Genomic DNA, 24,600 nt, shown 5'->3' on the forward strand with positions numbered 1-24,600 from the left:
GCAACCCTTTCGGGCTGCTCAGCGGCGCATCACAGCGGGGTGACGGACCAGCCGTTGGTGCCGATCGGGCAGGCCTCGGAGAGGATTTCATCCGCGCCCCGGCCGGACTTGGCCGTGACCGCGATGCGGCGGCAGCGGCGGCCGTCGCCGGCAGTCAGCGTGCCGATCGGCGTCACGGTGCCGGAGCTGACATTGCCACCCTTCCAGTTGACGCGTTCGCCATCCTCGCGGTCGATCAGCGCGGTGATCAACGCTGCCTTGAGCGAAGGCCACGCGTCATTGCCGACGAACGACACCAGGAACGGCGCCTCGACGGCGGTGGAATTGCTGGCGGAGGGGATGATTGATCCGGTGGACTGGCTGAGCGAGAAGCGGTTCATCGGCAGCGAACACGCGGCGACCGCGATGCACAGTGCCCCTGCGGCGACGGCCCTCGCCATCGCAACGGAGCTTCTGTATATCGTGCCACTGAACATGTTCGGGCTTTCCACCTGACTCAACGCAACTACCTTCCGACCTGTTCGCGATTCCGTAGAACGCGCCGCGGCAAAATCTGCGGCGCTGTCGGATCCGTCTGCACAGACCGGGTACTCTAGATGTCCAGTATCATCGAAGATCAGTTAATGGATGGTGACCCCGACGCGGGATTGGACCCATTTGCCCAATTCGCGGAATGGTTTGCCGAAGCCCAGAAGAGCGAGCCGAACGACCCCAACGCCATGGCGCTGTCGACCGTTGATCCCGACGGACTGCCCAACGTGCGCATGGTGCTGCTGAAGGGATGGGACGCGGACGGCTTCGTCTTCTACACCAACCTTGAAAGCGCCAAGGGCGACGAACTTGCCGCGGCCCCGAAGGCAGCCTTCGTGATGCACTGGAAGTCGCTGCGCCGCCAGGTGCGTGTGCGCGGCAACGTGACGCCCGTGTCGCCGCAGGAGGCGGACGAGTATTTCGCCTCGCGTCCGCGCGGCAGCCGGATCGGGGCATGGGCTTCGAGCCAGTCGCGCCCGCTCGAGAGCCGCTTCGCACTGGAGAAGTCGGTGGCGGAGTGGACGGCAAAATTCAATGTCGGCGAGATCGACCGCCCGCCGCACTGGTCGGGTTTCCGCATCGAGCCGGTCGAGATCGAGTTCTGGCGCGACAAGCCGTTCCGGCTGCACGACCGCGTCAAGTTTTCCCGCAAGGCGTCCGGCCAGCCCTGGTCGGCCACGCGGCTTTACCCCTGAGGCAAACAGATGCCGAGTTATGACGGACCAAGACGCACCCTGATCCTGACCGGGGCCAGCCGCGGCATCGGTCATGCCACGGTGAAGCGGTTTTCGAGCGCCGGCTGGCGGGTCATCACCTGCTCACGCCACGCGTTCCCGGAAAACTGCCCGTGGGATGCCGGCCCCGAGGATCACATCCAGATCGACCTTGGCGACATCGAGAATACCAGTGACGGGATCGCCGAGATGAAGGAACGCCTGAAGCAGGACGGCGGCCAGCTCAACGCGCTCGTCAACAACGCGGCCATCTCCCCGAAGGGCGAAGGCGGCAAGCGGCTTGGCGCGATGGACATGCCGGTCGCTGACTGGCTCAAGGTGTTCCAGGTGAACTTCTTCGGCCCGGTGATGCTGGCGCGCGGCCTCCTCGACGAGCTGCAGGCAGCCAAGGGCGCGGTGGTCAACGTCACCTCGATCGCCGGCTCCAGCGTGCACCCGTTCGCAGGCGCCGCCTACGCCACCTCCAAGGCGGCACTTGCCTCGCTGACCCGGGAAATGGCGAACGATTTCGGGCCGCTGGGCGTTCGCGTCAATGCGATTGCGCCCGGCGAGATCGACACCTCGATCCTCAGCCCCGGCACCGAAAAGATCGTCGAGCAAATTCCCCTGCGCCGTCTGGGCAAACCGGACGAAGTCGCCAAGATCATCTATGCCCTATGCACCGAAACCGCGTCCTACGTCACCGGAGCCGAAATCCACATCAATGGCGGCCAGCACGTCTGATCGCATGTGTCGTGGCGTTCGCCGCGCTCGCATTGCCTGCATGGGCCGAGCACATCGGCCTGCCGGATGGCGGCAAGGCGACGTCCGTCTCCGGCGACATCGCTGAGGCCTGGTACACCGCGCCGACGCGCCGCTATGGCCACGGCGTGCTGGGTGACGCGATCGAGGCAGGCGCGCTCGCCGTGCGCCTGCGCGACGGTACCGTGATGGAGATGGAACTCGACGCCCGCCATGTCTTCGAGGACCTGACACCGCGCATCGCCGATCTCGACGGGGACGGGCGCAACGAGGTCATCACCATCCGTTCCAGCCTGTCGGGCGGGGCGGCTGTCGCCGTCTACGGTCTACGCGGTGAAACCTTCCGTCAGGTCGCAGCCAGCGATGATATCGGCCTGCGCAACCGCTGGCTGAACATCGCCGCCATCCACGATTTCGACGGCGACGGACAGCTTGAGATCGCCGCCGTCCGCACGCCGCATATCGGCGGCGCATTGCAGGTCTGGGAACTGGGCGAAGAAGGCCTGCGCAAGCAGGGCGAACTCGGCGGCTTTTCCAACCACGTCATCGGCTCACGCGCTCTTGCGCTGTCGGCGATGATCGACGTGACCGGCGACGGCAAGGCCGAACTCGTGATTCCGGACCAGTCGCGCGAAAACCTCATGGCGGTCACCGTCAGCGCGGATTCCGTGACCGTGGTCGCGCACGCCGAACTCGCCGACCGCGCCGTGGGAGATTTCAGCGTCTCCGGCGCGCGCCTCACAGTGCCGCTGGCCTCCGGAGAAGTTGCCAGCCTGTCGGCTGCGGACTTCCGCCAGTGAGCGTCGACGACGTCACGGCGGTTCTCGTCGGCTTTGCCCTCGGACTGACGCTCATCATTGCCATTGGTGCGCAGAATGCCTTCGTGCTGCGCCAGGGCATCCTGCGCGAATACGTCACGCCGGTGGTGCTCATCTGTGCCGTGTCGGATGCGCTGCTGATCGCGGCGGGGGTGCTGGGCCTGGGGGAACTGGTGCGCCAGTCCGAAACGCTCATCACGGTTGCCACCTGGGGCGGGGCTGCGTTCCTGCTGGTCTATGCGGGACTGGCCCTGAAGCGCGCGACGATGCCGGACGCGCTGCGCCCGCGCGCCGACTCAAAGCCGACGCTTGCTGGGGCCGTCACCGCCGCGCTGCTGTTCACCTGGGCCAACCCGCACGTCTACCTCGACACCGTGGTGCTGTTTGGCATCGCGTCGGTCGAGCAGGGCGGAACGGCCCGCCTGGCCTTCTGGGCAGGCGGCTCGCTCGCGTCGTTCGTCTGGTTCGCTGGTCTTGGATATGGCGCACGCCTGCTTGCGCCGCTGTTTGCCAAGCCGATGGCCTGGCGCGCGCTGGACGTGCTCATCGCCGTGACAATGACGGCGATTGCCATATCGCTACTGCGTGGAGAGCCGGCTTGAAGCGCCGGCTGGTCCGGCAGTGGATCAGTCGGTGTCCATCACCGAGCTGAATTGCGGGTTGTAGGTCCGCCGGGCCGACTTCGCCTTCAGGGACGGGCAGTAGGATGCCGCTGCCGTCACTGCGGAAATGCCAACTTCGTGAAACTTGGATTCAAGCGCCTCGTTCTGGCGCGGATCTTCCGGTTGCTGAAACTCAGCCATCTCTCGACTCCTGACAGGCTTTTGCCTGTCTCGCTTGCTTGCCTTGACCACTAAGGTCGGCGCGCCTGGTGCGGCAGCATAAGTCGTCGTCGCATCGGCCGTCGGCCTTTCAGGCCGCGAGGTGCGCCCCGAATTCGTCAAATCCGAGGCAACGCCCTCGGATGAATCAACAGTGCACCCCAACATGGTTGGTGAAAAGTTAATTGCTCCCGACGCGGCCAGTGTTCAGTTCTTTTCAAATCGCTTGTTGCGAATTTGTGACATGAGGCCAATGCGCATACGCATATCTGGTTCTGAATATGTCAGGCGGCGGTCACGGTCACCAGGTTGATCTCCGGCGGGACACCGAGTCGAAGCGGCAGATAGGTGCACCCGAGGCCGCCAGAAACCAGCATGTGGCGCTCATCCTCCACCACCGTCCCGTAGCCGTATTTCTCGCGGTAGCGGCGCGGCAGCATCGGGTTGCCGATGATCGGGAGTCTCACTTGGCCGCCGTGGGTGTGACCGGCGAGCGTCAGCGCGATTCGCGGTTCGACCTCCGGGAAGATGTCCGGCTCGTGAACCATCATGATGATGGGATCCTCGTCGGTGATCTTCGCCATCGTGGCGGGCAGATCGTCCTCGCGCACGCTGGCGAACTCGCCCTCGCTGCTCACATCCATGCTGGCAAGACCGCCGACCCAGAAGTCGCCGCCGTCGCGCTCGATTTTCACGGCGTCATTTTCCAGCAGATTGATATTGGAGGAGAGCAGCGCCTGTCGCACGTCTTCGGGGTAGTCCCACCAGTCGTGGTTGCCCATGATCGTGTGGACGCCGAGCGGCGCGGAAAGCTCATCCAGCGCGTGGATCCACTTTTCCGGCGCGATGCGCTTCGAAAGCCGCGGCAGGTAGCACGGCTCGTAATCGCCCAGCAGCAGGATGATGTCGGCACCCAGCGCGTTGGTGCGCTTCACGATTCGCTTCAGCCGCGACACCGACATCCACGGGTCGCAGATGTGGAAGTCGGTGAGCACGGCGATGGTCAGTTCGCCGTGGGAGGTGGGCCAGCGCGGCACGGAGAAGGTGTCCTTGCGCACGACCAGCCGGATCCCCGGCTCGACCAGGAACGCGTATCCCGTGGCACCGACGACCCCGGCCGCGGCAAGTCCGACAATGGTGCCGATCATGAGAAATCCTGCTCCTGGTTCAGGTGCGCAGGCCCTCGTGTTCCACCACGGCCTGTGCCTTGTCGAGCGCGCGCTCGAGAATGTCGAACATCTCGTCCGTATCCGCTTCGTCAATGATGATCGGCGGACAAAGTGCGACGCAATCCCCGTATAGGTTGCGGAGGATGAGGCCGTCTTCCTCGCAGAACTTCACGATCCTGGCGGCGACGCCGGCCTTCGGATCGAACTGCTTGCGGCTCTCCTTGTCGCTGACGATCTCGATGGCGCCGATCAGTCCGACGCCGCGCGCCTGGCCCACCAATGGATGGTCGGCGAGTTTGTTCAGGCGGTTCTGGAACTGCGGGGTGCGCGCCCTTGCGATGCCGACGATGTTGTCGCGCTCGTAGATTTCCAGCGTCTTGAGCGCCACGGCGGAAGCGACCGGGTGCGCGGAATAGGTGAAGCCGTGGCCGAAAATGCCGATCTTGCGGCTGGCTTCCACCATCGCCTCGTACATCTCGTCGCTGATCATCACCGCGCCGATGGGCTGGTAGGCCGACGACAGCGCCTTGGCGACGGAGATGGTGTCCGGCTTCATGCCGAAGGTCTGCGTGCCGAACATCTCGCCGGTGCGCCCGAAGCCGCAGATCACCTCGTCGGCGATCATCATCACGTCGTATTTGTCGAGCACCGCCTGGATCTTTGCGAAATAGGTCTCGGGGGGAACGATGACGCCGCCCGCACCCATCACCGGCTCGGCGATGAAGGCGGCGACCGTATCCGGCCCCTCCCGGGTGATCATCTCCTCCAGCTCGCTCGCCATGCGGGTCGCGAATTCGTCCTCGCTCTCGCCCTCGTGGCCCTCGCGATAGTAGTGCGGGCAGGACGTGTGCATGATGTTGGCAATCGGCAGGTCGAAATCGGTGTGGTTCGCGGGCAGGCCGGTGAGGCTTGCCGAGGCGATCGTCACGCCGTGGTAGCCGCGCTTGCGCGAGATGATCTTCTTCTTGGCCGGGCGGCCGAGGGCGTTGTTCATGTACCAGACGAACTTCACCTGCGTGTCGTTGGCTTCCGAACCCGAGCCGACGAAGAACACCTTGGAGACCGGAACCGGCGAAATCTCCTTGAGCTTTTCCGCCAGCGCGATCGCCGGGTCATGGCTCTTGCCGCCGAAGATGTGCGTGAAGGACAGCTTGCGCATCTGATCGCTCGCCGCCTCGATCAGTTCTTCGTTGCCGTAGCCAAGCGACGTGCACCAAAGCCCCGCCATGCCCTCGATGTAGCTCTTGCCGCTTGAATCGTAGACCCGAACGCCCTCCGCGCGCTCCAGCGACAGCGGCCCGGTTTCGCGGTGCGTGGCAAGGTTTGTGTAGGGGTGGAGGACGGTCTCGATATCGCGCATCGCCAGGTTGGACAGCTGCGGCATGGAAGGCTCCCGTTTTTGGCCGTGGTTTCATCGATTCGTAGGCTGGCGCGCGCAAAAACGAAAGCGCCTTTGCGCATGGCTCCCAACAGGCGCTTGCAATGCGCGCCGGGCGTGCGAATCTTTCTCCCTGGAAACAAGAACGGAGCCTGCGCCAAAGCGGGCCCGACGGGACGCAAAAGTCCCGGCCAAGGGATGAGGGAAAACATCATGCTCGGGCTGATGCAGGACTGGCCGCTGCGCTGTCACCGGATCATCGACCACGCCGCCACGTTTCATGGCAGCCGCGAGATCGTCACCCGGTCCGTGGAAGGCGCCATCCATCGCACCACCTATTCGCAGGCCCGCCGCAACGCGATGCGCACCGCGCAGGCACTGGAAGCCCACGGCATCAAGCCCGGTGACCGCGTCGGGACGCTCGCCTGGAACACCTGGCGGCATCTGGAGGTCTGGTACGGGATCGTCGGCTGCGGCGCGGTCTACCACACGGTCAATCCGCGCCTGTTCCCCGACCAGATCATCTACATCGTGAACCACGCCGAAGACCGCGTGATGTTTGCCGATCTTACCTTCCTGCCGCTGCTGGAAAAGATCGCCAACAAGCTGACGACCATCGAGCGCTTCGTCATCCTGACCGATGGCGAGCACATGCCCGAAACGAGCCTGAAGAACGCCGTCGCCTACGAGGGCTGGATCGCCGAATTCACCGGCGACTACGCCTGGAAGGAGGTTGACGAAAAAGCCGCCGCCGGGATGTGCTACACCTCCGGCACCACCGGCAACCCGAAGGGCGTCGTCTACACTCACCGCTCCAACGTGCTGCATTCCATGGCTGCGGTGCAGATGGACATGATGGGCATTTCCAGTCGCGATGTGGTGATGCCGGTCGTCCCGATGTTCCATGCCAACGGCTGGTCGCTCGCATTTTCCACGCCCATGGTCGGCGCGAAATGCGTGATGCCGGGCGCGCGGATGGATGGCCCCGCCATCCACGAGCTTCTGGAAAGCGAAGGGGTGACCTTCACCGCCGCCGTGCCGACCGTCTGGCTGATGCTGCTCCAGCACCTTGAGGAAACCGGCGCGAAACTCTCGACGTTGAAGAAGGTGGTGATCGGCGGTTCGGCCTGCCCGCGTTCCATGACCAGGAAATTCCAGGACAATTACGGCGTCGAGGTCATCCATGCCTGGGGCATGACGGAGATGAGCCCGCTCGGTTCGCTGTGCACGCTGAAACCCGCCTATGCGGGGCTGACCGGTGATGTACTGCTCGACATACAGGAAAAGCAGGGCCACCCGCCCTTCACGGTGGAAATGAAGATCACCGACGATGCCGGCAACCCGCAGCCGTGGGACGACAAGACATACGGCCGGCTCAAGGTGCGCGGACCGGCCGTCACCTCCTCCTACTTCAAGGGCGAGGGCGGCGAGATCCTCGATGCCGATGGCTACTTCGACACCTCCGACGTCGCCACCATGGACGCCGAGGGCTACATGCGCATCACCGACCGCTCCAAGGACGTCATCAAGTCCGGCGGCGAGTGGATTTCCTCCATCGACCTTGAAAACATCGCGGTCGGCCATCCGGACGTTGCGGAAGCCGCCGTCATCGGCATCGCCCATCCCAAGTGGGACGAGCGGCCGCTGCTGGTGATCGTCGCCAAGGAGGGCAAGGATGTCTCCGGCGACGCGATCATCGATTTCATGCGCGGCAAGGTCGCCAAGTGGTGGCTGCCGGATGCGGTTGCTTTCGTGGATGAAATACCGCACACCGCAACGGGGAAAATTCAGAAGACCACGCTACGCGATCAGTTCCGCGACTACGCCTTTCCGCAAGACTAGGCTTGGCGACTGGCCGTTCGGCGTTCCGGGGTTGCAGGCGTTTGACTGCTAGAGCGGCATGAGCGACGAGACGATCATCGACATCATGGACCGTCGTGCCATCGAGCACGACGCGGGCCGCGTGTCGGCAGCCGGCATCTGGGCGCGCCGGCTCGGTGCGCTGTCGATTCCCGTCGTCATCATCGCAGGGCTGATGCACCGCTTCGGCCACCTCGACACGCCGACGCTGATCGGCTCGATCGGCCTTGCGACCATCCTTGCGTTGCTGGCGCTTGCCATGGCGATCGCGACCATCGTCACGGTGTGGAGCTACGGCTGGCGGGGCCTTGGCGATGCCGGCGTCGGCGTCATCTACGCGCTCTGCGTGCTGGCGCTGCCGGCCTGGGCCGGCGTTGCCTATATCGACAAGCCGATGATCACCGACGTGACGACCGACCCGCGCGACCCGCCCGCCATGCCGGCGGCGCAGGCGCAGCGCCCGGCTTTGTCAAATCCCGTTCGCTACAACGAGGAACTCGTCGCCGTTCAGCGCATCGCCTATCCGCAGATCGTGCCGCTGCGCGCGGTCGTGCCGCCACCGAACGTCTACGAGGTCGTGCTCGATATCGTCGAGAGCATGGACTGGCTGGTGCTGGATTCGCACGCGCCGCAGGACGGGTTGAGCGGCGGCGTCGAGGCGCTGGTTCATTCGCCGGTCTTCGGCTTTCCCAACGATGTCTCGATCCGGATTTCCTACGAGGGCGACAACACGGTGATCGACATGCGCGCGCGCTCGCGCTTCGGCAAGCATGACCTTGGCTACAACGCCAAGCTGATCGACAATTTCCTCACCGAGCTTGCGACCCGCCTCAGCGTTCCCGGCGCTTAAATCCCTGGACCAGCCGGTAGGCGTCGTCGCCGTCGATGCGCTCGGCGATGCCGCGCTCGATCAGGTCGTCGATATGGGCGCGAACTGAGAGCGCGGCCGCGAAGTGAAGCTTGGCGTCGAGTTCGGGGTAGAGCTTCGGCACCATCTGGGAAATCGTCGTGTCGCCCTCCTTCAGCCGCTTGACGATCTGCGTCTCGCGCTGCTTGCGGTGGGTGATGAGGCCGCGCACGTAGCGGTGCGGGTTGCGGATCTCTCCGCCATGCGAGGGCAGGTAGTGGGCCTCCTCGCGCGCCAGGATCTTCTCCAGCGACTCCATGTAGGAGCGCATGTGCCCGTCCGGCGGCGCGATGACGGTCGTCGACCAGCCCATCACGTGGTCGCCGGGAAACAGCACCTCGTCATCGAGCGAGAAGGCGAGGTGGTTGGCGGCGTGCCCCGGCGTGGCGATGGCCGTGAGGACGCGCCCACCGATGCCGATGGTGTCGCCGTCGCTCATGGTTTCGTCCGGCGTATAGTCCGCGTCGTTGGCCGCATCCAGACCGCGCTTCACCTCGCCGCCTGCGCTCTGGCGGGGCGACCACGCGGCGCAACCGGTGATCGGCGCGCCCGTCGCTTCCTTCAGGGCCTGCGCCAGCGGCGAATGGTCGTGGTGGGTGTGCGTGACGAGGATGTGCGTCAGCGTGTAGCCGTCGAGCGCGCCAAGAATCGCGCCGAGATGCTTCTCGTCGATGGGGCCGGGATCGATGACGGCGGCCTCGCGGCTGCCCGGACCGCCGGTCACGATGAACGTGCCGGTTCCCTTGAAGGTGAAGGGGGAGGGGTTTTCGCAGACGATTCGCAAAACGTCGGTCGCCACCGGCACGGTTGTCCCGTATTCCGGCTGGAAGGCGAGGTCGAAGCGCGGCGAGCCTTTCGGCTTGCTGCTCGCGCCCGCACTGGTCTTGTCTTGATCGTTGGCCAAGCCTTGCTCCCTCGCCAAAAGCCCGCGTTCCGGACCATCTCCGGCTTATGGCAAGTTCCGCAAACGTCGTCCAATCGACCCTGCCATGCGCATTGGGCGTGCGACGCAAGGCGGAGCCCTTCGTGCTTGCGCATGGCTTCGCTATCGCGATAACTAGCGCCAATCGAACTTCCCGACCGCTTCAAGTGGAGACACGTCCCATGATCACCGGTTCCGCACCCACCCTCGCCACCCGCGTCTTCGGCGCGCGCGAAGGTTCCGCCGCCATCGTCCAGAACGTGGCGCTCGCCGTCCTCGGCGCGCTGGCGCTGTGGATCTCAGCCAAGATCAAGGTGCCGTTCTATCCCGTCGAGATGACGCTGCAGGGCATGGTCGTCCTGCTCATCGGCGCCGCCTATGGCTGGCGTCTCGGCGGCGCGACTGTCGCGCTCTACCTCGCGCAGGGCGCGATGGGCATGCCGGTCTTCACCGGCACTCCGGAAAAGGGCATCGGCATTGCCTACATGATGGGCCCGACGGGCGGTTACCTGCTCGGCTTCCTCGTTGCCGCCGTGATGACCGGCTGGCTGGTGGAGCGCATCGGCACGCGCAACGTGTTCCTCGTCGGCGGTGCGATGCTCGCCTCCGTCGCGGTGATGTTCGCGCTCGGCCTGTTGTGGCTCGGCACGCTGTTTGGCTGGGACAAGCCGATCCTCGATTGGGGCCTGTACCCGTTCGTGCTGGGTGATCTCACCAAGGTCGCGCTGGCAGCCTGCCTGACGGCGGGCATCGCACGCGTCGTTCGCAAGTAGTCTTTCGTGAATTCAGGCGGACGTCTGCGAGATGCGGGCGTCTATCTCCACCGAGTGCTCGGGGTCGTTGGACCCGCGCACGCTGCTCGGGGTCGCATCGAACGTGTCGCGGAAGGCGCGCGTGAAGTGCGAGGCATCCGAGAACCCGCATTCCAGCGCGATGTCGCTGATGCGCCGTTCCGTTGTCAGCAACAGGAAGCGCCCGAAGCGCAGCCGGTGCAGCCGGTAATATTCCTGCGGCGACACACCAACCTCGGATTGAAACAGCCGCTCAAGATGCCGGGTGGTGATATTCAGCCGGTTGGCCAGTTCCCGCATGGTGACGGGCGAGGCCATGGTCTGCTCCATCATCAGGATCGCGCGGCGCACGCGCGGGTCGCGCACGTGTTCCGAACCCGGCGGATGCGGCTGGGCGGCGTTGGGCGGGCGCGCCTGGTCCACCAGCAGGATGTGCAGGCACTTCTGGGCCATCGCGCGCCCGAAGTGCTTCTCGATGATCCAGGCCGCGACATCGAGCGCACCGGCCCCGCCCGCACACGTGATGCGCCGCCGATCGACCACGAAGACCTGGTCGGCGATGGCGGTGATTTCCGGAAATTCCTCGACAAGGTCCTGGTAGTGGAACCAGCTGACGCAGCAGCGGTGGCCGGTCATGATGCCGGCGCGGATGAGCGTCATCACGGCAGTGCAAAGCCCGACGACCGTGACGTTCTTGCGGGCCGCATCCCGCAGGAATTCCAGCGTCGCGGAATCCGCCTGCTCGCCCTTGTGCAGCAATCCGCCCACGACGACGATATAGTCGAAGCGGGCCGGGTCGCCGAGGCCTTCTTCCGGGTAGATCTCGATGCCGCAGCTAGCCCGCATCGCCCGGCGCTGGGAGGACAGCACCGACCAGCTGCAACGGATGGGGCGTGAGAGGTCGGCCTCGTCGGCGGCCAGCCGCAGGGCGTCGATGAAGGTCGCGAAGGGGGTCAGCGTGAAATTGCTCAGCAAGAGAAAGCCGACCGACAGCTCGCGGGGAGACTGCACAGACTTGTCGACTCTTGACTGCTGAATTTCCGTCAAACTCTGCCTCTAGGCTGCGCTTTCGGGTCGTCAGCGACGCAATGTCGCTTATGTACGATTACGATGTCCGTTTGATCCTACGCGCAATTTGCGGGATTGGCGAGAGTATCGCAGACGGCCCGAATGGCACCGCACGGTCAGTGCGAGGGGAGGCATTGTCAGGCATCCGATGAAACGATTTTCCGCATTTTCGCTGGCGCGCAACGCGTTCAGCCATCACGAGGACTGGCCGCGCCAGTGGCGCAGTCCGCAGCCGAAGCCGGAATACGACGTCGTCATCATCGGCGGCGGCGGACATGGCCTTGCCACGGCCTACTATCTCGCCAAGGAGCACGGCATCACCAACGTTGCGGTGCTGGAAAAGGGCTGGATCGGTGGCGGCAACACCGGGCGCAACACGACCATCGTGCGCTCCAACTACCTGTTCGACGAGAGCGCGCATCTGTATGAAAAGTCGCTGCAGCTCTTCGAGCGCCTGTCGCAGGACCTCAACTACAACATCATGATGAGCCAGCGCGGCGTGATGAACCTCGCGCACAACCTGCATGACGTTCGCGAATCCAGGCGCCGCGTCTACGCGAACAAGCTGAACGGCGTTGACGCGGAGTGGCTGGAGCCGGACGAGGTGAAGGCCTTCTGCCCGATCATCGATATCTCCAAGGACGCGCGCTACCCGGTCATGGGCGCAACGCTGCAGAAGCGCGCCGGTGTCGCCCGCCACGATGCGGTCGCCTGGGGCTTTGCCCGCGGCGCGGACGATCGCGGTGTCGACATCATCCAGAACTGCGAAGTCACCGGCCTGCGGACGGAGAACGGCCGCATTATCGGCGTCGAGACGACCAAGGGCTTCATCGGTGCCAAGAAGGTCGGGTCGGTCGCGGCGGGCCACACGTCGGTCATTTGCGACATGGCCGGTTTCCGCGTGCCGCTGACGAGCCACCCGCTGCAGGCGCTGGTCTCCGAGCCGATCAAGCCGGTGCATCCTTGCGTCGTCATGTCGAACGCGGTGCACGTCTATGTCAGCCAGTCCGACAAGGGCGAGCTGGTCATCGGCGCGGGCATCGACGCCTACAATTCCTACGCCCAGCGCGGCTCCTTCCACATCATCGAAGGCCAGATGGGCGCGCTTTGCGAACTGTTTCCGATTTTCTCGCGCCTGCGCATGATGCGCTCCTGGGGCGGCATCGTGGACACGACGCCGGACGCCTCGGCGATCATCTCCAGGACGCCGGTGGAGAACTTCTTCATCAATTGCGGCTGGGGCACCGGCGGCTTCAAGGCAACGCCCGGTTCCGGCTGGGTTTTCGCCTACACGCTCGCCAAGGGCGAACCGCATCCGCTGAACGCAGCCTTCAACCTCGACCGTTTCGTGTCCGGCGCTCTCGTTGACGAGCACGGCGCGGCCGGCGTCGCGCACTAGGGGGACGAGATATGTTTCTGATCCAATGCCCCTATTGCGGGGAACGGCCCGAGACCGAATTTTCCTATGGCGGCGAAGCGCACATCGCGCGGCCCGAAAACCCGCAGGCGCTGAGCGACGAGGAATGGGCGCAGTTCCTGTTCATGCGTGAAAACGCCAAGGGCGCCTTCCGCGAACGCTGGGTCCACACCCACGGCTGCCGCCGCTTCTTCAACGTGCTGCGCAACACCGCCAGCCACGAGATTTACGCGGTCTACGAGATCGGCGCCGCGAAGCCCGATGCGCCGAGCCAGGCAGCGGCTGCACCGGCGAAATCCGAGAAGAAACCGGCCGCGAAGCGCAAGCCTGCTGCGGCGAAGGCGGCGGCAAAGCCTGCCGCAGCCAAGAAGCCGGCTGCGAAGAAGAGCGCAACCAGCAAACCTGCCGCGAAGAAGCCGGCCACGCGCAAGCGCGCAACGCCCGCGAAGAAGGAGAGCGGCGAATGACCGGCTCCAAGCGTCTGTCCAGTGGCGGCCGGATCGATCGGTCCCGCCCGCTCTGGTTCAAGTTCAACGGCAAGTCGTATCGCGGCTTTGAAGGCGACACGCTCGCCTCGGCCCTGATTGCCAATGGCGTGCACCTCGTTGCGCGTTCGATGAAGTATCACCGCCCGCGCGGCATCATGACCGCCGGCTCCGATGAGCCGAACGCCATGGTCCAGCTCGCCAAGGGCGCGCGCACCGAGCCCAACATCAAGGCCACGCAGATCCCGCTCTACGAGGGGCTGGAGGCTGCCAGCGTCAACGTCTTCCCGTCGGTGGAAAACGACGTCGGGTCGGTCAACTCGCTGCTCTCGCCGTTCATGACGGCGGGCTTCTATTACAAGACATTCATGCCGAGCCAGAAGTTCTGGGACAAGGTGGCCGAGCCGATGATCCGGCGCGCCGCAGGCTTCGGCAAGGCGCCGACCGAGCCGGACCCGGACGTCTACGATCACAAGCATGTCCACTGCGACGTGATGGTGGTTGGCGGCGGTGCCGCTGGCCTGTCAGCCGCGCGTGCAGCCGCCGCGACCGGTGCTCGCGTGATCCTTGCCGACGAGCAGGCCGCCTTCGGCGGATCGCTGCTGACGCTCGACCGCGACATTGACGGCAAGCCCGCTGCCGACTGGGTCGCCGATACCGTCAGCGAGCTGGAGAGCCACGACGCGGTTCGCCTGCTCAAGCGGACGACCGTCGCCGGTCTCTACGACCAGAACTATCTTGTTGCCATCGAGCAGCGCATCGACGACCTGACGCCGTCTTCGGTCGCCAACCCGCGCATGCGCGTCTGGCACATCCGGGCGAAGGAAGTGATCGTCGCGGCAGGGTCGCACGAGCGCCCGCTCGTCTTCGCCGACAACGACCGGCCCGGCACGATGCTTGCCAGCGCCGCGCTCACCTACATGAACCGCTACGGCGTGCTGCCCTGCGTCAAGCCCGTCATCATCACCAACAATGACTGGGCCTACGAGACTGCCCGCGCCTTCGTCGCGAACAAGGCCGAAGTCGTGGTCGCCGATACGCGCAAGTCGGTCGGCGAAGAGCTGCTGTCGGAGATGAAGGCGAGTGGTGTCGATGTCATCACCGGTGCGACCGTCACCGAGGTCGTCGGCAAGAAGCACATCAAGGCGGTGAAGATCGGCCCCGTCCAGGAAGACGGCACGGTTCTCGACGGCGAGGCACGTCGCATCGACTGCGACGGGCTCATCGTCTCCGGCGGCTACTCGGCAGCTGTTCATCTTTACTGCCACGTCGGCGGCAAACTGCGCTTCGACAATGAGCGCATGACCTTCATGCCCGCCGCCGAGCGCAAGGGCGTGACCTGCGTCGGCGGGTCGGCTGGCGACTTCGCGCTGTCAGCCGCAATGGATGCTGGCATCGCGGCAGGCCGCAACGCGGCCATTGCCTCCGGCTTCGCGGCGGGTGAGGCCCCCGCGCCCGTGCAGGTGACCGGCGACATCGAGAACGGCAACGTGGAACCGGCCTGGCTGCTGCCCTGCGGCAAGCCGATCAACCGCGTGAAGGCGAAGTTCTTCGTCGACTACCAGAACGACACCGGCGCTGCCGACATCGCGCTCGCTGTGCGCGAGGGCTTCGACAATGTCGAGCACATGAAGCGCTACACGCTGACCGGGTTTGGCACCGACCAGGGCAAGCTTGGCAACATCAACGGCCTTGCGATCCTCGCAGAACTGACCGGCCGAACCATCGAGGAGACCGGCACCACCACGTTCCGCCCGCCCTACACGCCGGTGACCTTCGGCGCGCTGGCCGGCCGCGATGCCGGTGACATGCTGGACCCGGTGCGCGTCACCAACATCCACGACTGGCACGTGTCCCACGGCGCGGAATTCGAGAATGTCGGCCAGTGGAAGCGCCCCTGGTACTACCCGCGGGATGGCGAGACGATGCACGAGGCGGTGGCGCGCGAGTGCCGCGCGGCGCGCACGGCTGTGACGTTGCTGGATGCCTCCACGCTCGGCAAGATTGACGTCAGCGGCAAGGATGCCGGCGAATTCCTCGACCGCGTCTACACCAACATGATGTTGAACCTGAAGGTCGGCTCCGTGCGCTACGGGCTGATGCTGAAGGAAGACGGCATGGTCTATGACGACGGCACCGTGACCCGCATCGCCGAGGACCGCTTCCTCGCCACCACCACGACTGGCGGCGCGGCGGCGGTGTTCCAGAACCTGGAAGACTACCTCCAGACCGAATGGCCCGACCTCGACGTCTACCTGACCTCTGTCACCGAGCAATGGGCGACCGTCACCGTCTCCGGCCCCAAGGCCCGTGCGACGCTGGAACGCCTCACCGATGTCGAACTCGACCCTGAAACCTTCCCGTTCATGACCTACCGCGAGGGCGAGGTTGCGGGCCTGCCGGCACGCATCTTCCGCATATCGTTCACCGGCGAACTGTCCTTCGAAATCTCGGTCGCCTGGTATCACGGCCGCGCGCTGTGGGAATCGCTGATGGAAGCGGGCCGTGATTTCGGCATCACGCCATACGGCACCGAGACGATGCACGTGTTGCGCGCCGAGAAGGGCTTCATCATCGTCGGCCAGGAAACCGACGGCACCATGACCCCGATCGATCTCGGCATGAACTGGATCGTCTCCAAGAAGAAGCCGGACTTCATCGGCAAGCGCTCGCTGAGCCGCCCCGATACCGAGCGCGACGACCGCAAGCATCTCGTCGGCCTGCTGCCGGAGGATTCAAGCTACGTCGTGCCCGAAGGCGCGCAGCTGGTCGACAGCGCCGTGAAGCTGTCGGACGTGAAGCATTTCGATCCGCCCGGCCTCGACGGCGCGCCGATCTACGGTCGCGGCAGCCGTTCGCCGATCCCGATGCTCGGCCACGTCACGTCGAGCTACTGGTCCGACGCGATGGGCCGGTCCTTCGCGCTCGCCGTGGTCAAGCGTGGCCGCGAGCGCATGGGCGACACGATCTACGCGCCGTTGAACGATCGAACCATTGCCATGCGCATTGTCGATCCGGTCTTCTACGACAAGGAAGGAGCCCGCCGCGATGGCTGAGTCCCACGCCTATGAAGCGCACCGCGCGCGCGACGTGCGCCTGAGCCCGCTGGAGCCGATGGGCCACCGGCTGGTTGCCCTGTCGTCCGGCAAGAGCGTTGCAATTACCGAGAAGCCGTTCACGATCCAGATCGGCCTGCGCGGCAAGGCCGGCGACAGCGTCTTTTCCAAGGCGGTGAAGTCTGCCACCGGGGTGGCGCTGCCCGAGGATGCCTGTTCGGTGTCAAGCGCGGGCGACACAAGCATTCTCTGGCTCGGCCCGGATGAATGGCTCGTTGTTGCGCCCGATGCGGAAGACTCCGATCTCTTGTCAAAGCTGGAAAGCGGGCTGGAGACGGTGTCGTCGGCGGTCGTCGACCTCACCGGCAACCGCACGGTCATCGAACTGTCCGGTCCCCGTGCCCGCGACGTACTGGAAAAGGGCTGCCGGCTGGACCTGCACCCGGATGCGTTCCCCGTTGGCCGTGTCGCCGGCACCCTGATGGCGCACACGCAGCTGTTCCTGGAAAAGCTCTCCGGCGAGCCGGAAACCTTCCGCCTCTACGTGCGGGCATCGTTCGCACGCCACATGGCTGAATGGCTTCTCGACGCCATGGCCGAATTCACCGAAAGCGCCTGAGCAGATGGTCACGAGCCTCTTCGATCTCTTCAAGATCGGTGTGGGGCCATCCAGCTCCCACACCGTTGGCCCCATGAAGGCAGCGGTCCTGTTCACCCAGGAACTGGACACGCTGAACCTCACCGGCAGGATCGCGCGGGTGAAGACCGATCTCTTCGGCTCGCTGGCACTGACGGGCAAGGGGCACGCGACGGATGTCGCCGTGCTCGTCGGCCTGACAGGGCACGCGCCGGAGAAGGTCGATTCCGATGCCATTCCTGTGCTCGTGAACGACATTCGCGAGACAGGTGCGCTGAACCTTGGCGGCACCCATGTCATCGACTTCAACGAGGAAACGGACCTCGTCTTCAACTTCTCCGACCGCCTGACCCAGCATTCCAACGGGATGCGGTTCCAGGCCTTCGATGCTGACGGCGAGCGGCTGCACGAGCAGACGTTCTTCTCGGTCGGTGGCGGGTTCGTCGCGACGCTGGAGGAGTTCGAGGCGGATGCCCCGGCGACCGGCAACGTCCAGCTTCCCTATCCGTTTCGCTCCGCAAAGAAGCTTCTGGAAATCGGCGAGCAGGAAAAACTGACCATCGCCGAGATCATGTATGCCAACGAGCGTGCCTGGCGCGCCGACGATGATATCCGTACCGGCATCTTCGAGATCGCCGCCGTGATGGACCAGTGCATCGACCGGGGCTGCCACACCGACGGCATCCTGCCCGGCGGGCTGAACGTGCGCCGCCGCAGCCACGCGCTCTACCGCGAGCTTCAGGACAAGCCCGAACGCTGCAAGTCCGGCGGCCTGACCATTCTCGACTGGGTCAGCCTCTACGCGCTCGCCGTGAACGAGGAGAACGCCGCAGGCGGGCGCGTCGTCACCGCACCGACCAACGGTGCCGCCGGCATCATCCCCGCCGTGCTGCGCTACTACCGCCGTTTCGTGGAAGACGCGACCGACGAGGGCGTCGTCACCTTCATGCTGACGGCGGCCGCCATCGGCTCGCTGTACAAGATGAACGCTTCGATCTCCGCAGCCGAGGTCGGCTGCCAGGGCGAGGTGGGCGTTGCCTGCTCCATGGCCGCAGCCGGCCTGTGCGCCGTCATGGGCGGCACTAACGAGCAGATCGAGAATGCCGCCGAGATCGGCATGGAGCACAATCTGGGCCTCACCTGCGATCCCATCGGCGGGCTGGTGCAGGTGCCCTGCATCGAGCGCAACACCATGGGTGCGGTGAAGGCGATCAACGCCTCGCGGCTGGCACTGCGCGGTGACGGCATCCACGTCGTCTCGCTCGACAAGGTGATCCACACCATGCACCAGACGGGCCGCGACATGCAGGACAAGTACAAGGAAACCGCCCAGGGCGGCCTCGCGGTCAACATCGTCGAGTGTTGAGAGCGTCCGCCTCAGACGGACGCGGCAACGGCCAGCGCTGAGGTCAGGTCGCCATACCCGGTGAGCCTGCGTTCGAAGGCAAGCCCGAGGAATTTGGCGGCGTCCTTTGCCTTTTCCGTCAGGTCCGGATCGTCCGTCTGGGCGAGATAGACCAGCGTCTCGTAGTTCCCGAAATACATCTCCCGCAGTTCCGGGTGCCGGTCGAGCCCGAGCGGCTTGACCAGGAACGCCTCGAACTGGCGGGCGAGGAAATCGGTCATGTAGAACGCGGTCATGTCACGATCCTCGAGCGCGGCGAATTTCTCCATGCCTTGGTAGAACGCGAAGCAGTGCGGCCCGGCGATGCGCTCCACCCCGTGGCGTTCGCACACCTTGTCGAGGTCGCCCCCGGTGCCACAATCCGCATAGCCGATGAAGATGCGCTCATAGCCGTCCGCGCGCGCCTTGGTGATCGCCTCGTCAACGGCGGGCGCAATGCGTTCCGGGTGGTGATGGAAGTCCGCCGGCAGGCACGCCAGCGACAGGTGATCGAGCTTCAGGGACTCCATCACCGCCAGCGTTTCCCGCGCAATCATCCCGCAGGCAATGATGCGCACCGGTTCAGGTCTCGGTTTCATTGTATTCGCATAGCACAATTTGTTGGTTTTTTCTGCGTTGTTGGCCGGTTCGGCAGCTTCATCGACCGCGAAAAATATCCAAGCCGGCATATTTTCGCGGTTTCACAGGGCATTTTTATGCGACGTGAGAAAAAAATATCGAGTCGGTATTCGAATTGGCCGATTTGCCCGCCTTGCTTAATGGTTCATTAGAAAACCCTATAAATACTTAGGCTTGTCAGTTACCGGCAGATTTCAGAAGGAAAGCGCCATGTTCGGATTGGGTCGCAACGCCGACGCCACCGCCACGCTCGACGCATTTTCGCGTTCTCAGGCACTCATTGAATTTCATCCCGACGGCACGATCGTGAATGCCAACCGGAATTTCCTCGACGCGCTCGGCTACGAGCTCGAGGAGATTGCCGGCAAGCACCACCGCATGTTCGTCGATCCCGCGGAAGCGTCCAATCCGGAATACGCAGCTTTCTGGAACAAGCTCGCAGAGGGCGAGTTCATGGCCGGCGAATTCCGCCGAGTCGGCAAGGGCGGCAAGGAGATCTGGATCCAGGCCTCCTACAACCCGGTCGTGGGGCAGGGCGGCAAGGTCGTGAAGGTGGTCAAGATAGCCTCCGACGTGACCGCGACGAAGAAGCATTCCGCCGAGGTGGAAAGCCAGGTGAAGGCAATCGACCGTTCGCAGGCCGTGATCCGCTTCGACCTTGAAGGCAACATCCTCGACGCCAATCGCAACTTCCTTGCAACCGTCGGCTACAAGCGCGAAGAGATCGTCGGCCAGCATCACTCGATGTTCGTGGACGACAAGGAGCGCCGGTCGGAAGCCTACAAGGCATTCTGGGAATCGCTGCGCGCCGGCGAGTTCAAGTCGGGCGAGTTCCGCCGCATCGGCAAGGACGGCAACGAGATCTGGATCCAGGCCTCCTACAACCCGGTCATGGATGCAGACGGCAAGCCCGTCAGCGTCGTGAAGTTTGCCTCCGACATCACCGAGACGAAGCAGAAGAACGCCGAGCACGAGGGGCAGATCAAGGCGATCAGCCGGTCGCAGGCGGTCATCGAGTTCGACCTGGAAGGCAAGATCCTCACCGCCAACGAGAACTTCCTGAAGACGCTGGGCTATTCGCTCGACGATATCGTCGGCAAGCATCACCGCATGTTCGTGAACGCCGAGGAGCGCGAGAGCAACGAATACAAGATGTTCTGGAAGGCGCTGCGTGACGGCGAATTCCAGTCCGGCGAATATCGCCGCATTGCCCGCAACGGCAGCGACATCTGGATTCAGGCAACCTACAACCCGGTCCTCGGCGCCAGCGGCGAGCCGGTGAAGGTCGTCAAGTTCGCAACCGACATCACCGAGCGCAAGAAGCGAAACGCGGAATATGAAGGCCAGATCGACGCCATCAACCGCTCGCAGGCCGTGATCCACTTCGATCTCGACGGTGTCGTTCTCGATGCCAACGAGAATTTCCGCAAGGTGATGGGCTTCCGCCTCGACGACATCGTCGGGCGCCACCACTCCATGTTCGTCGACAAGGCTGAAGCGACGTCCCCGGAATACAAGGAGTTCTGGGCAAAACTGCGCAGTGGCCAGTTCCAGACCGGCGAATTCCACCGCAAGGGCCGCGAGGACAGGGACGTCTGGATTCAGGCTTCCTACAACCCGATCTTCGATTCCGAAGGCAAGCCCTTCAAGGTCATCAAGTTCGCCACCGATACGACCGAGGAAGTGCTGGAGCGCCAGAAGCGCGAACGCATGCAGGTCGAGTTCGAGGCGGTGCTGGGTGAAGTCGACCAGTCGGTCACCGAGACCATGGGCAAGGCCAATTCGGCCGTCGATGCCTCCAACGACGCCGCCACCAACGTCCAGTCGACGGCCGCCGCCACCGAAGAGCTCGTCGCCTCGATCGAGGAGATCAACCGTCAGCTCACCACGGCAGCGGAAGTCTCCAACCGGGCCGTCGAGAATGCGCTCGCCTCCACCGAGATCATGACGGGTCTGAACAACAGCGCCCAGAACATCGGCCAGGTCGTCGAACTCATCCAGAACGTCGCCGACCAGACCAACCTGCTGGCGCTCAACGCCACCATCGAGGCGGCACGTGCCGGTGAAGCCGGTCGCGGATTCGCGGTTGTCGCATCGGAAGTGAAGGGGCTGGCCAGCCAGACCTCCAAGGCGACCGAGGAGATCAGCAAGCAGATCGCGGGCATGCAGACCTCCACCGACAACGCGGTGACCTCGATCGACCAGATCAAGGGGGTCATCGAACAGATCAGCGAAATCACTGGTTCGATCACGGCAGCCGTCACCGAGCAGCTCACCGTGACGCGGGAAATCTCCGGCAACATGCAGACCTGTTCCGACGTGGTCGGCGTCATTGCCGAGAGCCTGCAGGGCATCTCCAGTTCCACGACGCAGATCGAGGCGGCCGCCCAGCGCGTGCGTGCTGCCTCCGTCGCGGCCTGACGCGCCACGACGCCCAGATAACGACCCAAGGAAAAAGGGCGCGGCCAGTGATGGCCGCGCCCTTGATCGTTTCAGGCTTATCACTTGAAAAGCGAAATCATGCAGGCCCGCGGTTGTGGCGGCGCTCCACCAGCGACTTCGCGGTTTCCACGGCCACGGCGGCATCGCGGCAATAGGCGTCGGCACCGACGGCCTTGCCGAATTCCTCGTTCAGCGGCGCACCGCCGACGAGAACCACGTAGTCGTCGCGAATGCCCTTTTCCTTCATCGTGTCGATGACGACCTTCATGTAGGGCATGGTCGTGGTCAGCAGCGCTGACATGCCGAGAATGTCCGGCTGGTGCTCTTCGAGCGCTTCCAGGTACGCCTCGACCGGGTTGTTGATGCCCAGATCGATCACCTCGAAGCCCGCGCCTTCCATCATCATCGACACGAGGTTCTTGCCGATGTCGTGAATGTCGCCCTTTACGGTGCCGATGACCATCTTGCCGACCTTCGGTGCGCCGGTTTCCACCAGCAGCGGCCGCAGGATCGACATGCCGGACTTCATGGCATTGGCGCTGAGCAGCACCTCCGGAACGAAGAGAATGCCGTCGCGAAAATCCTCACCGACGATCCGCATCCCCTCGACCAGTGCCTTGGTCAGCACGTCGTAGGGCGCCCACTTGCGTTCCAGCAGAATATTGACGCCTTCCTCGATCTCTTCCTTGAGGCCGTCGTAAAGGTCGTCGTGCATCTGCTGCACGAGTTCGTCGTCGGGCAGTTCCGACAGGACGATATCGTCGTCTGACATCTCTGATTCACCGTCTGGCTGCGGTGCGCTGGGCAATCATGGCCGCGGCGTCACCTCTTTTGCAATCACTGCCCTATCCCGGATTCTCGCCATCCCGGATTTTCAGTGTGGAAATAATGCTTTCCATCCATTCTCGGAGTGATCCCGCCGCGACGCAACACTGCTTTTTTGCGACATCGCCACCTGTCGTTCGTGTCGCGGCCAGCATATCCGCCGTCGCGAGCGCGACGAAATACGCCTCAACCCGGAGATACGCTTCCCCCAGATGACGGCAGGCGCGGCGCTTGCTGTCGAAAAAGGTTTTACGGAGCCAACGGCGATGAGTGACGAGATGACCGATACGGCAGAAGCCGGCGCAGGGCGCCGCGGACGGCGCGGTAGCGGCGGCGCGGAAGCCCGCCGGGCCAAGCGGCAGAGCCGGGGCGCTGGCGTCTCGATGCCCTTCATCGACCGCAAGATCGGCGTGTTCAACGTCCTCACCGAGGAGGGCATGGAGATCATCGAGGCCAACTGCGACAAGATCCTCGAAGAGATCGGCATCGAGTTCCGCGACGATCCGGAAGCGCTCCAGATGTGGCGCGATGCGGGCGCTGACGTGCAGGGCGAGCGCGTGCGCTTTCCCAAGGGCCTCGTGCGCGACCTGCTGAAGACCGCGCCCGCCCAGTTCACCCAGTACGCCCGCAACCCGGCGCGCAACGTGGAAATCGGCGGCAACAACACGGTCTTCGCACCGGTCTACGGCCCGCCCTTCATCTCCAATCTCGACGAGGGCCGCCGCTACGCGACCATCGAGGATTTCCAGAACCTCGTGAAGCTCGCCTACATGGCGCCCGCGATGCACCATTCCGGCGGCACCGTCTGCGAGCCGGTCGACGTGCCGGTGAACAAGCGCCACCTCGACATGCTCTATGCGCACATGCGCCTGTCCGACAAACCCTACATGGGTTCGGTCACGCATCCCGAGCGCGCGCAGGACACGGTCAACCTCGCAGGGCTGATGTTCGGCGACGACTTCGTGCAGAACAACTGCGTCACGATCTCGCTCATCAACGCCAACTCGCCCATGACCTTCGACGACACCATGCTCGGTGCGCTCAAGGTCTATGCCCGCGCCGGACAGGCCACCGTCATTTCGCCGTTCATCCTCGCCGGTGCCATGAGCCCGGTCACGGTCGCCGGCACGCTGACGCAGGTTCTGGCGGAAGCCAGTGTCGGCATGGCGTTCACCCAGCTTTGCCGCCCGGGCGCACCGGTCGTCTTCGGCACCTTCGCAAGCTCGATCTCGATGCAGACGGGCGCGCCGACCTTCGGCACGCCGGAACCGGCGCTGGTGCTCTACGGTGCAGCCGCGCTCGCCCGCCGCCTCAACGTGCCGTTCCGCTCCGGCGGCTCGCTGTGCGCCTCCAAGACGCCGGACGCGCAGGCCGCCTACGAGAGCGTGCAGACCATGTGGCCGACGCTGATGGCCGGCACGAACTTTGTGCTGCACTCGGCCGGCTGGCTCGAAGGCGGCCTCGTCAGTTCGTATGAAAAGTTCGTCATGGACTGCGACCAGCTCGCCATGTTCCAGCGCTTCTCCGAGGGCATCGACCTCACCGAGAACGGGCAGGCCATGTCCGCCATCGAGGAAGTCGGCCCCGGCAACCACTATCTGGGCTGCGCCCACACGCAGGCGAACTTCGAGAATGCCTTCTACCGCTCGCCGCTGGCTGACAACGCGTCCTTCGAGCAGTGGGAAGCCGAAGGCAGCCTGCGCATCGAGGAGCGCGCCAACAAGCTCTACAAGCGCTGGCTGAACGAGTACGAGGCCCCCGAGATCGACCTCGGCGTCGACGAGGCGCTGAACGACTACATTAACCGGCGCAAGGCGGAGATGCCTGACGCCTTTGCCTGAAGCGGAGCGAAGGACCCGGTCTCGTCAGCGGCTTCGGTACGTAGCCGTGGGATGCGGGAAGCCTTCGGTCTGAAGGGCAAGCGGGAGAACTAGCGGCGGCTACCTTGCCGCCGCGATTGCCCGGCACGCCCGGT

Annotated in this window: 22 protein-coding genes; 14 read left to right on the top strand and 8 right to left on the bottom strand. The window is 64.4% G+C overall.

What is annotated here, in order from left to right; all coding sequences use genetic code 11:
* Window positions 1-29 precede the first annotated feature (29 nt).
* Window positions 30-440: a hypothetical protein gene (locus ACKTEK_RS02420; RefSeq protein ID WP_409163644.1), complete on the bottom strand. Its 411-nt coding sequence runs from the start codon at window positions 438-440 to the stop codon at window positions 30-32.
* A gap of 156 nt (window positions 441-596) precedes the next feature.
* Here ACKTEK_RS02420 and pdxH point away from each other — a divergent pair, with 156 nt between their 5' ends.
* From pdxH to ACKTEK_RS02440, 4 genes are read left to right on the top strand one after another with little or no spacing between them, the layout of a single operon-like run.
* Window positions 597-1,226 (top strand): pyridoxamine 5'-phosphate oxidase, encoded by a 630-nt coding sequence (gene pdxH, locus ACKTEK_RS02425; protein WP_409163645.1) that lies wholly within the window; start codon window positions 597-599, stop codon window positions 1,224-1,226.
* 9 nt (window positions 1,227-1,235) lie between these two features.
* On the top strand, window positions 1,236-1,988 hold the full coding sequence (locus tag ACKTEK_RS02430; RefSeq protein WP_409163646.1) for an SDR family NAD(P)-dependent oxidoreductase: 753 nt from the start codon (window positions 1,236-1,238) through the stop codon (window positions 1,986-1,988).
* An 11-nt stretch (window positions 1,989-1,999) separates the two neighbouring features.
* Complete coding sequence (locus ACKTEK_RS02435; RefSeq protein WP_409163647.1) at window positions 2,000-2,806, top strand: FG-GAP repeat domain-containing protein; 807 nt, start codon at window positions 2,000-2,002, stop codon at window positions 2,804-2,806.
* Window positions 2,803-3,426 (top strand): LysE/ArgO family amino acid transporter, encoded by a 624-nt coding sequence (locus tag ACKTEK_RS02440; protein WP_409163648.1) that lies wholly within the window; start codon window positions 2,803-2,805, stop codon window positions 3,424-3,426. The genes ACKTEK_RS02435 and ACKTEK_RS02440 overlap by 4 nt, the downstream gene beginning before the upstream one ends.
* Window positions 3,427-3,450: 24 nt before the next feature.
* On the opposite strand, the gene ACKTEK_RS02445 is transcribed toward ACKTEK_RS02440, so the two are convergent.
* The 3 genes from ACKTEK_RS02445 to ACKTEK_RS02455 form a co-directional block, all read right to left on the bottom strand.
* Complete coding sequence (locus ACKTEK_RS02445; protein WP_409163649.1) at window positions 3,451-3,627, bottom strand: hypothetical protein; 177 nt, start codon at window positions 3,625-3,627, stop codon at window positions 3,451-3,453.
* Window positions 3,628-3,929: 302 nt separating this feature from the next.
* Complete coding sequence (locus tag ACKTEK_RS02450; protein ID WP_409163650.1) at window positions 3,930-4,793, bottom strand: metallophosphoesterase; 864 nt, start codon at window positions 4,791-4,793, stop codon at window positions 3,930-3,932.
* Between the two features lie 19 nt (window positions 4,794-4,812).
* Window positions 4,813-6,198, bottom strand: coding sequence for an aspartate aminotransferase family protein (locus ACKTEK_RS02455; RefSeq protein WP_409163651.1), 1,386 nt, complete (start codon window positions 6,196-6,198; stop codon window positions 4,813-4,815).
* 207 nt (window positions 6,199-6,405) lie between these two features.
* On the opposite strand from ACKTEK_RS02455, the gene ACKTEK_RS02460 reads away from it, so the two are divergent.
* Window positions 6,406-8,034, top strand: coding sequence for a long-chain-fatty-acid--CoA ligase (locus tag ACKTEK_RS02460; protein ID WP_409163652.1), 1,629 nt, complete (start codon window positions 6,406-6,408; stop codon window positions 8,032-8,034).
* A gap of 58 nt (window positions 8,035-8,092) precedes the next feature.
* Window positions 8,093-8,902 carry a DUF1499 domain-containing protein gene (locus ACKTEK_RS02465; protein WP_409163653.1) on the top strand — a complete coding sequence of 270 codons (810 nt, stop codon included), beginning with the start codon at window positions 8,093-8,095 and terminating at the stop codon, window positions 8,900-8,902.
* On the opposite strand, the gene ACKTEK_RS02470 is transcribed toward ACKTEK_RS02465, so the two are convergent.
* The gene (locus ACKTEK_RS02470; RefSeq protein WP_409163654.1) at window positions 8,883-9,863 is read right to left on the bottom strand and encodes an MBL fold metallo-hydrolase; all 981 of its coding nucleotides are present in this window, start codon (window positions 9,861-9,863) and stop codon (window positions 8,883-8,885) included. The two genes, ACKTEK_RS02465 and ACKTEK_RS02470, sit on opposite strands and share 20 nt — an antisense overlap.
* 200 nt (window positions 9,864-10,063) lie before the next feature.
* Between ACKTEK_RS02470 and ACKTEK_RS02475 the strand changes: the two genes are divergently transcribed.
* Entirely contained in the window at window positions 10,064-10,654 is a 591-nt protein-coding gene (locus ACKTEK_RS02475; protein ID WP_409163655.1) for a biotin transporter BioY, read from the top strand.
* Window positions 10,655-10,666: 12 nt separating this feature from the next.
* On the opposite strand, the gene ACKTEK_RS02480 is transcribed toward ACKTEK_RS02475, so the two are convergent.
* Window positions 10,667-11,683: a GlxA family transcriptional regulator gene (locus ACKTEK_RS02480; protein WP_409163656.1), complete on the bottom strand. Its 1,017-nt coding sequence runs from the start codon at window positions 11,681-11,683 to the stop codon at window positions 10,667-10,669.
* A 205-nt stretch (window positions 11,684-11,888) separates the two neighbouring features.
* Here ACKTEK_RS02480 and ACKTEK_RS02485 point away from each other — a divergent pair, with 205 nt between their 5' ends.
* Genes ACKTEK_RS02485 through ACKTEK_RS02505 form a run of 5 tightly spaced genes read left to right on the top strand, consistent with a single transcriptional unit; the run spans window position 11,889 to window position 18,701 of the window.
* Window positions 11,889-13,139 (top strand): sarcosine oxidase subunit beta family protein, encoded by a 1,251-nt coding sequence (locus tag ACKTEK_RS02485; protein ID WP_409163657.1) that lies wholly within the window; start codon window positions 11,889-11,891, stop codon window positions 13,137-13,139.
* Window positions 13,140-13,150: 11 nt separating this feature from the next.
* Entirely contained in the window at window positions 13,151-13,624 is a 474-nt protein-coding gene (locus ACKTEK_RS02490) for a sarcosine oxidase subunit delta (protein WP_409163658.1), read from the top strand.
* Window positions 13,621-16,698 carry a sarcosine oxidase subunit alpha family protein gene (locus ACKTEK_RS02495; protein ID WP_409163659.1) on the top strand — a complete coding sequence of 1,026 codons (3,078 nt, stop codon included), beginning with the start codon at window positions 13,621-13,623 and terminating at the stop codon, window positions 16,696-16,698. The genes ACKTEK_RS02490 and ACKTEK_RS02495 overlap by 4 nt, the downstream gene beginning before the upstream one ends.
* Entirely contained in the window at window positions 16,691-17,317 is a 627-nt protein-coding gene (locus ACKTEK_RS02500; RefSeq protein WP_409163660.1) for a sarcosine oxidase subunit gamma, read from the top strand. The genes ACKTEK_RS02495 and ACKTEK_RS02500 overlap by 8 nt, the downstream gene beginning before the upstream one ends.
* A 4-nt stretch (window positions 17,318-17,321) precedes the next feature.
* Window positions 17,322-18,701, top strand: a complete 1,380-nt coding sequence (locus tag ACKTEK_RS02505) for an L-serine ammonia-lyase (protein WP_409163661.1) — start codon at window positions 17,322-17,324, stop codon at window positions 18,699-18,701.
* An 11-nt stretch (window positions 18,702-18,712) separates the two neighbouring features.
* Here ACKTEK_RS02505 and ACKTEK_RS02510 read toward each other — a convergent pair whose 3' ends face one another.
* The gene (locus ACKTEK_RS02510) at window positions 18,713-19,318 is read right to left on the bottom strand and encodes a DUF1638 domain-containing protein (protein WP_409163662.1); all 606 of its coding nucleotides are present in this window, start codon (window positions 19,316-19,318) and stop codon (window positions 18,713-18,715) included.
* Between the two features lie 250 nt (window positions 19,319-19,568).
* Between ACKTEK_RS02510 and ACKTEK_RS02515 the strand changes: the two genes are divergently transcribed.
* Window positions 19,569-21,779 (top strand): PAS domain S-box protein, encoded by a 2,211-nt coding sequence (locus ACKTEK_RS02515; protein WP_409163663.1) that lies wholly within the window; start codon window positions 19,569-19,571, stop codon window positions 21,777-21,779.
* Between the two features lie 97 nt (window positions 21,780-21,876).
* On the opposite strand, the gene ACKTEK_RS02520 is transcribed toward ACKTEK_RS02515, so the two are convergent.
* Complete coding sequence (locus ACKTEK_RS02520; RefSeq protein ID WP_409163664.1) at window positions 21,877-22,572, bottom strand: corrinoid protein; 696 nt, start codon at window positions 22,570-22,572, stop codon at window positions 21,877-21,879.
* Window positions 22,573-22,891: 319 nt separating this feature from the next.
* Between ACKTEK_RS02520 and ACKTEK_RS02525 the strand changes: the two genes are divergently transcribed.
* Window positions 22,892-24,466, top strand: coding sequence for a trimethylamine methyltransferase family protein (locus ACKTEK_RS02525; RefSeq protein ID WP_409163665.1), 1,575 nt, complete (start codon window positions 22,892-22,894; stop codon window positions 24,464-24,466).
* Window positions 24,467-24,600 lie beyond the last annotated feature (134 nt).

The sequence above is a fragment of the Tepidamorphus sp. 3E244 genome (genome assembly GCF_046159835.1).
Classification (GTDB): Bacteria; Pseudomonadota; Alphaproteobacteria; order Rhizobiales; family Tepidamorphaceae; genus JACKJK01.

Bases quoted from the DNA above. Each gene is read 5' to 3' on its own strand.
- ACKTEK_RS02485 (WP_409163657.1), top strand. From the start codon at position 11,889: ATGAAACGATTTTCCGCATTTTCGCTGGCGCGCAACGCGTTCAGCCAT.
- ACKTEK_RS02420 (WP_409163644.1), bottom strand. From the start codon at position 440: ATGGCGAGGGCCGTCGCCGCAGGGGCACTGTGCATCGCGGTCGCCGCG.
- ACKTEK_RS02450 (WP_409163650.1), bottom strand. From the start codon at position 4,793: ATGATCGGCACCATTGTCGGACTTGCCGCGGCCGGGGTCGTCGGTGCC.
- ACKTEK_RS02505 (WP_409163661.1), top strand. From the start codon at position 17,322: ATGGTCACGAGCCTCTTCGATCTCTTCAAGATCGGTGTGGGGCCATCC.
- ACKTEK_RS02465 (WP_409163653.1), top strand. From the start codon at position 8,093: ATGAGCGACGAGACGATCATCGACATCATGGACCGTCGTGCCATCGAG.
- ACKTEK_RS02430 (WP_409163646.1), top strand. From the start codon at position 1,236: ATGCCGAGTTATGACGGACCAAGACGCACCCTGATCCTGACCGGGGCC.
- ACKTEK_RS02475 (WP_409163655.1), top strand. From the start codon at position 10,064: ATGATCACCGGTTCCGCACCCACCCTCGCCACCCGCGTCTTCGGCGCG.
- pdxH (WP_409163645.1), top strand. From the start codon at position 597: ATGTCCAGTATCATCGAAGATCAGTTAATGGATGGTGACCCCGACGCG.
- ACKTEK_RS02455 (WP_409163651.1), bottom strand. From the start codon at position 6,198: ATGCCGCAGCTGTCCAACCTGGCGATGCGCGATATCGAGACCGTCCTC.
- ACKTEK_RS02500 (WP_409163660.1), top strand. From the start codon at position 16,691: ATGGCTGAGTCCCACGCCTATGAAGCGCACCGCGCGCGCGACGTGCGC.
- ACKTEK_RS02510 (WP_409163662.1), bottom strand. From the start codon at position 19,318: ATGAAACCGAGACCTGAACCGGTGCGCATCATTGCCTGCGGGATGATT.
- ACKTEK_RS02525 (WP_409163665.1), top strand. From the start codon at position 22,892: ATGAGTGACGAGATGACCGATACGGCAGAAGCCGGCGCAGGGCGCCGC.
- ACKTEK_RS02515 (WP_409163663.1), top strand. From the start codon at position 19,569: ATGTTCGGATTGGGTCGCAACGCCGACGCCACCGCCACGCTCGACGCA.
- ACKTEK_RS02495 (WP_409163659.1), top strand. From the start codon at position 13,621: ATGACCGGCTCCAAGCGTCTGTCCAGTGGCGGCCGGATCGATCGGTCC.
- ACKTEK_RS02460 (WP_409163652.1), top strand. From the start codon at position 6,406: ATGCTCGGGCTGATGCAGGACTGGCCGCTGCGCTGTCACCGGATCATC.
- ACKTEK_RS02520 (WP_409163664.1), bottom strand. From the start codon at position 22,572: ATGTCAGACGACGATATCGTCCTGTCGGAACTGCCCGACGACGAACTC.
- ACKTEK_RS02445 (WP_409163649.1), bottom strand. From the start codon at position 3,627: ATGGCTGAGTTTCAGCAACCGGAAGATCCGCGCCAGAACGAGGCGCTT.
- ACKTEK_RS02490 (WP_409163658.1), top strand. From the start codon at position 13,151: ATGTTTCTGATCCAATGCCCCTATTGCGGGGAACGGCCCGAGACCGAA.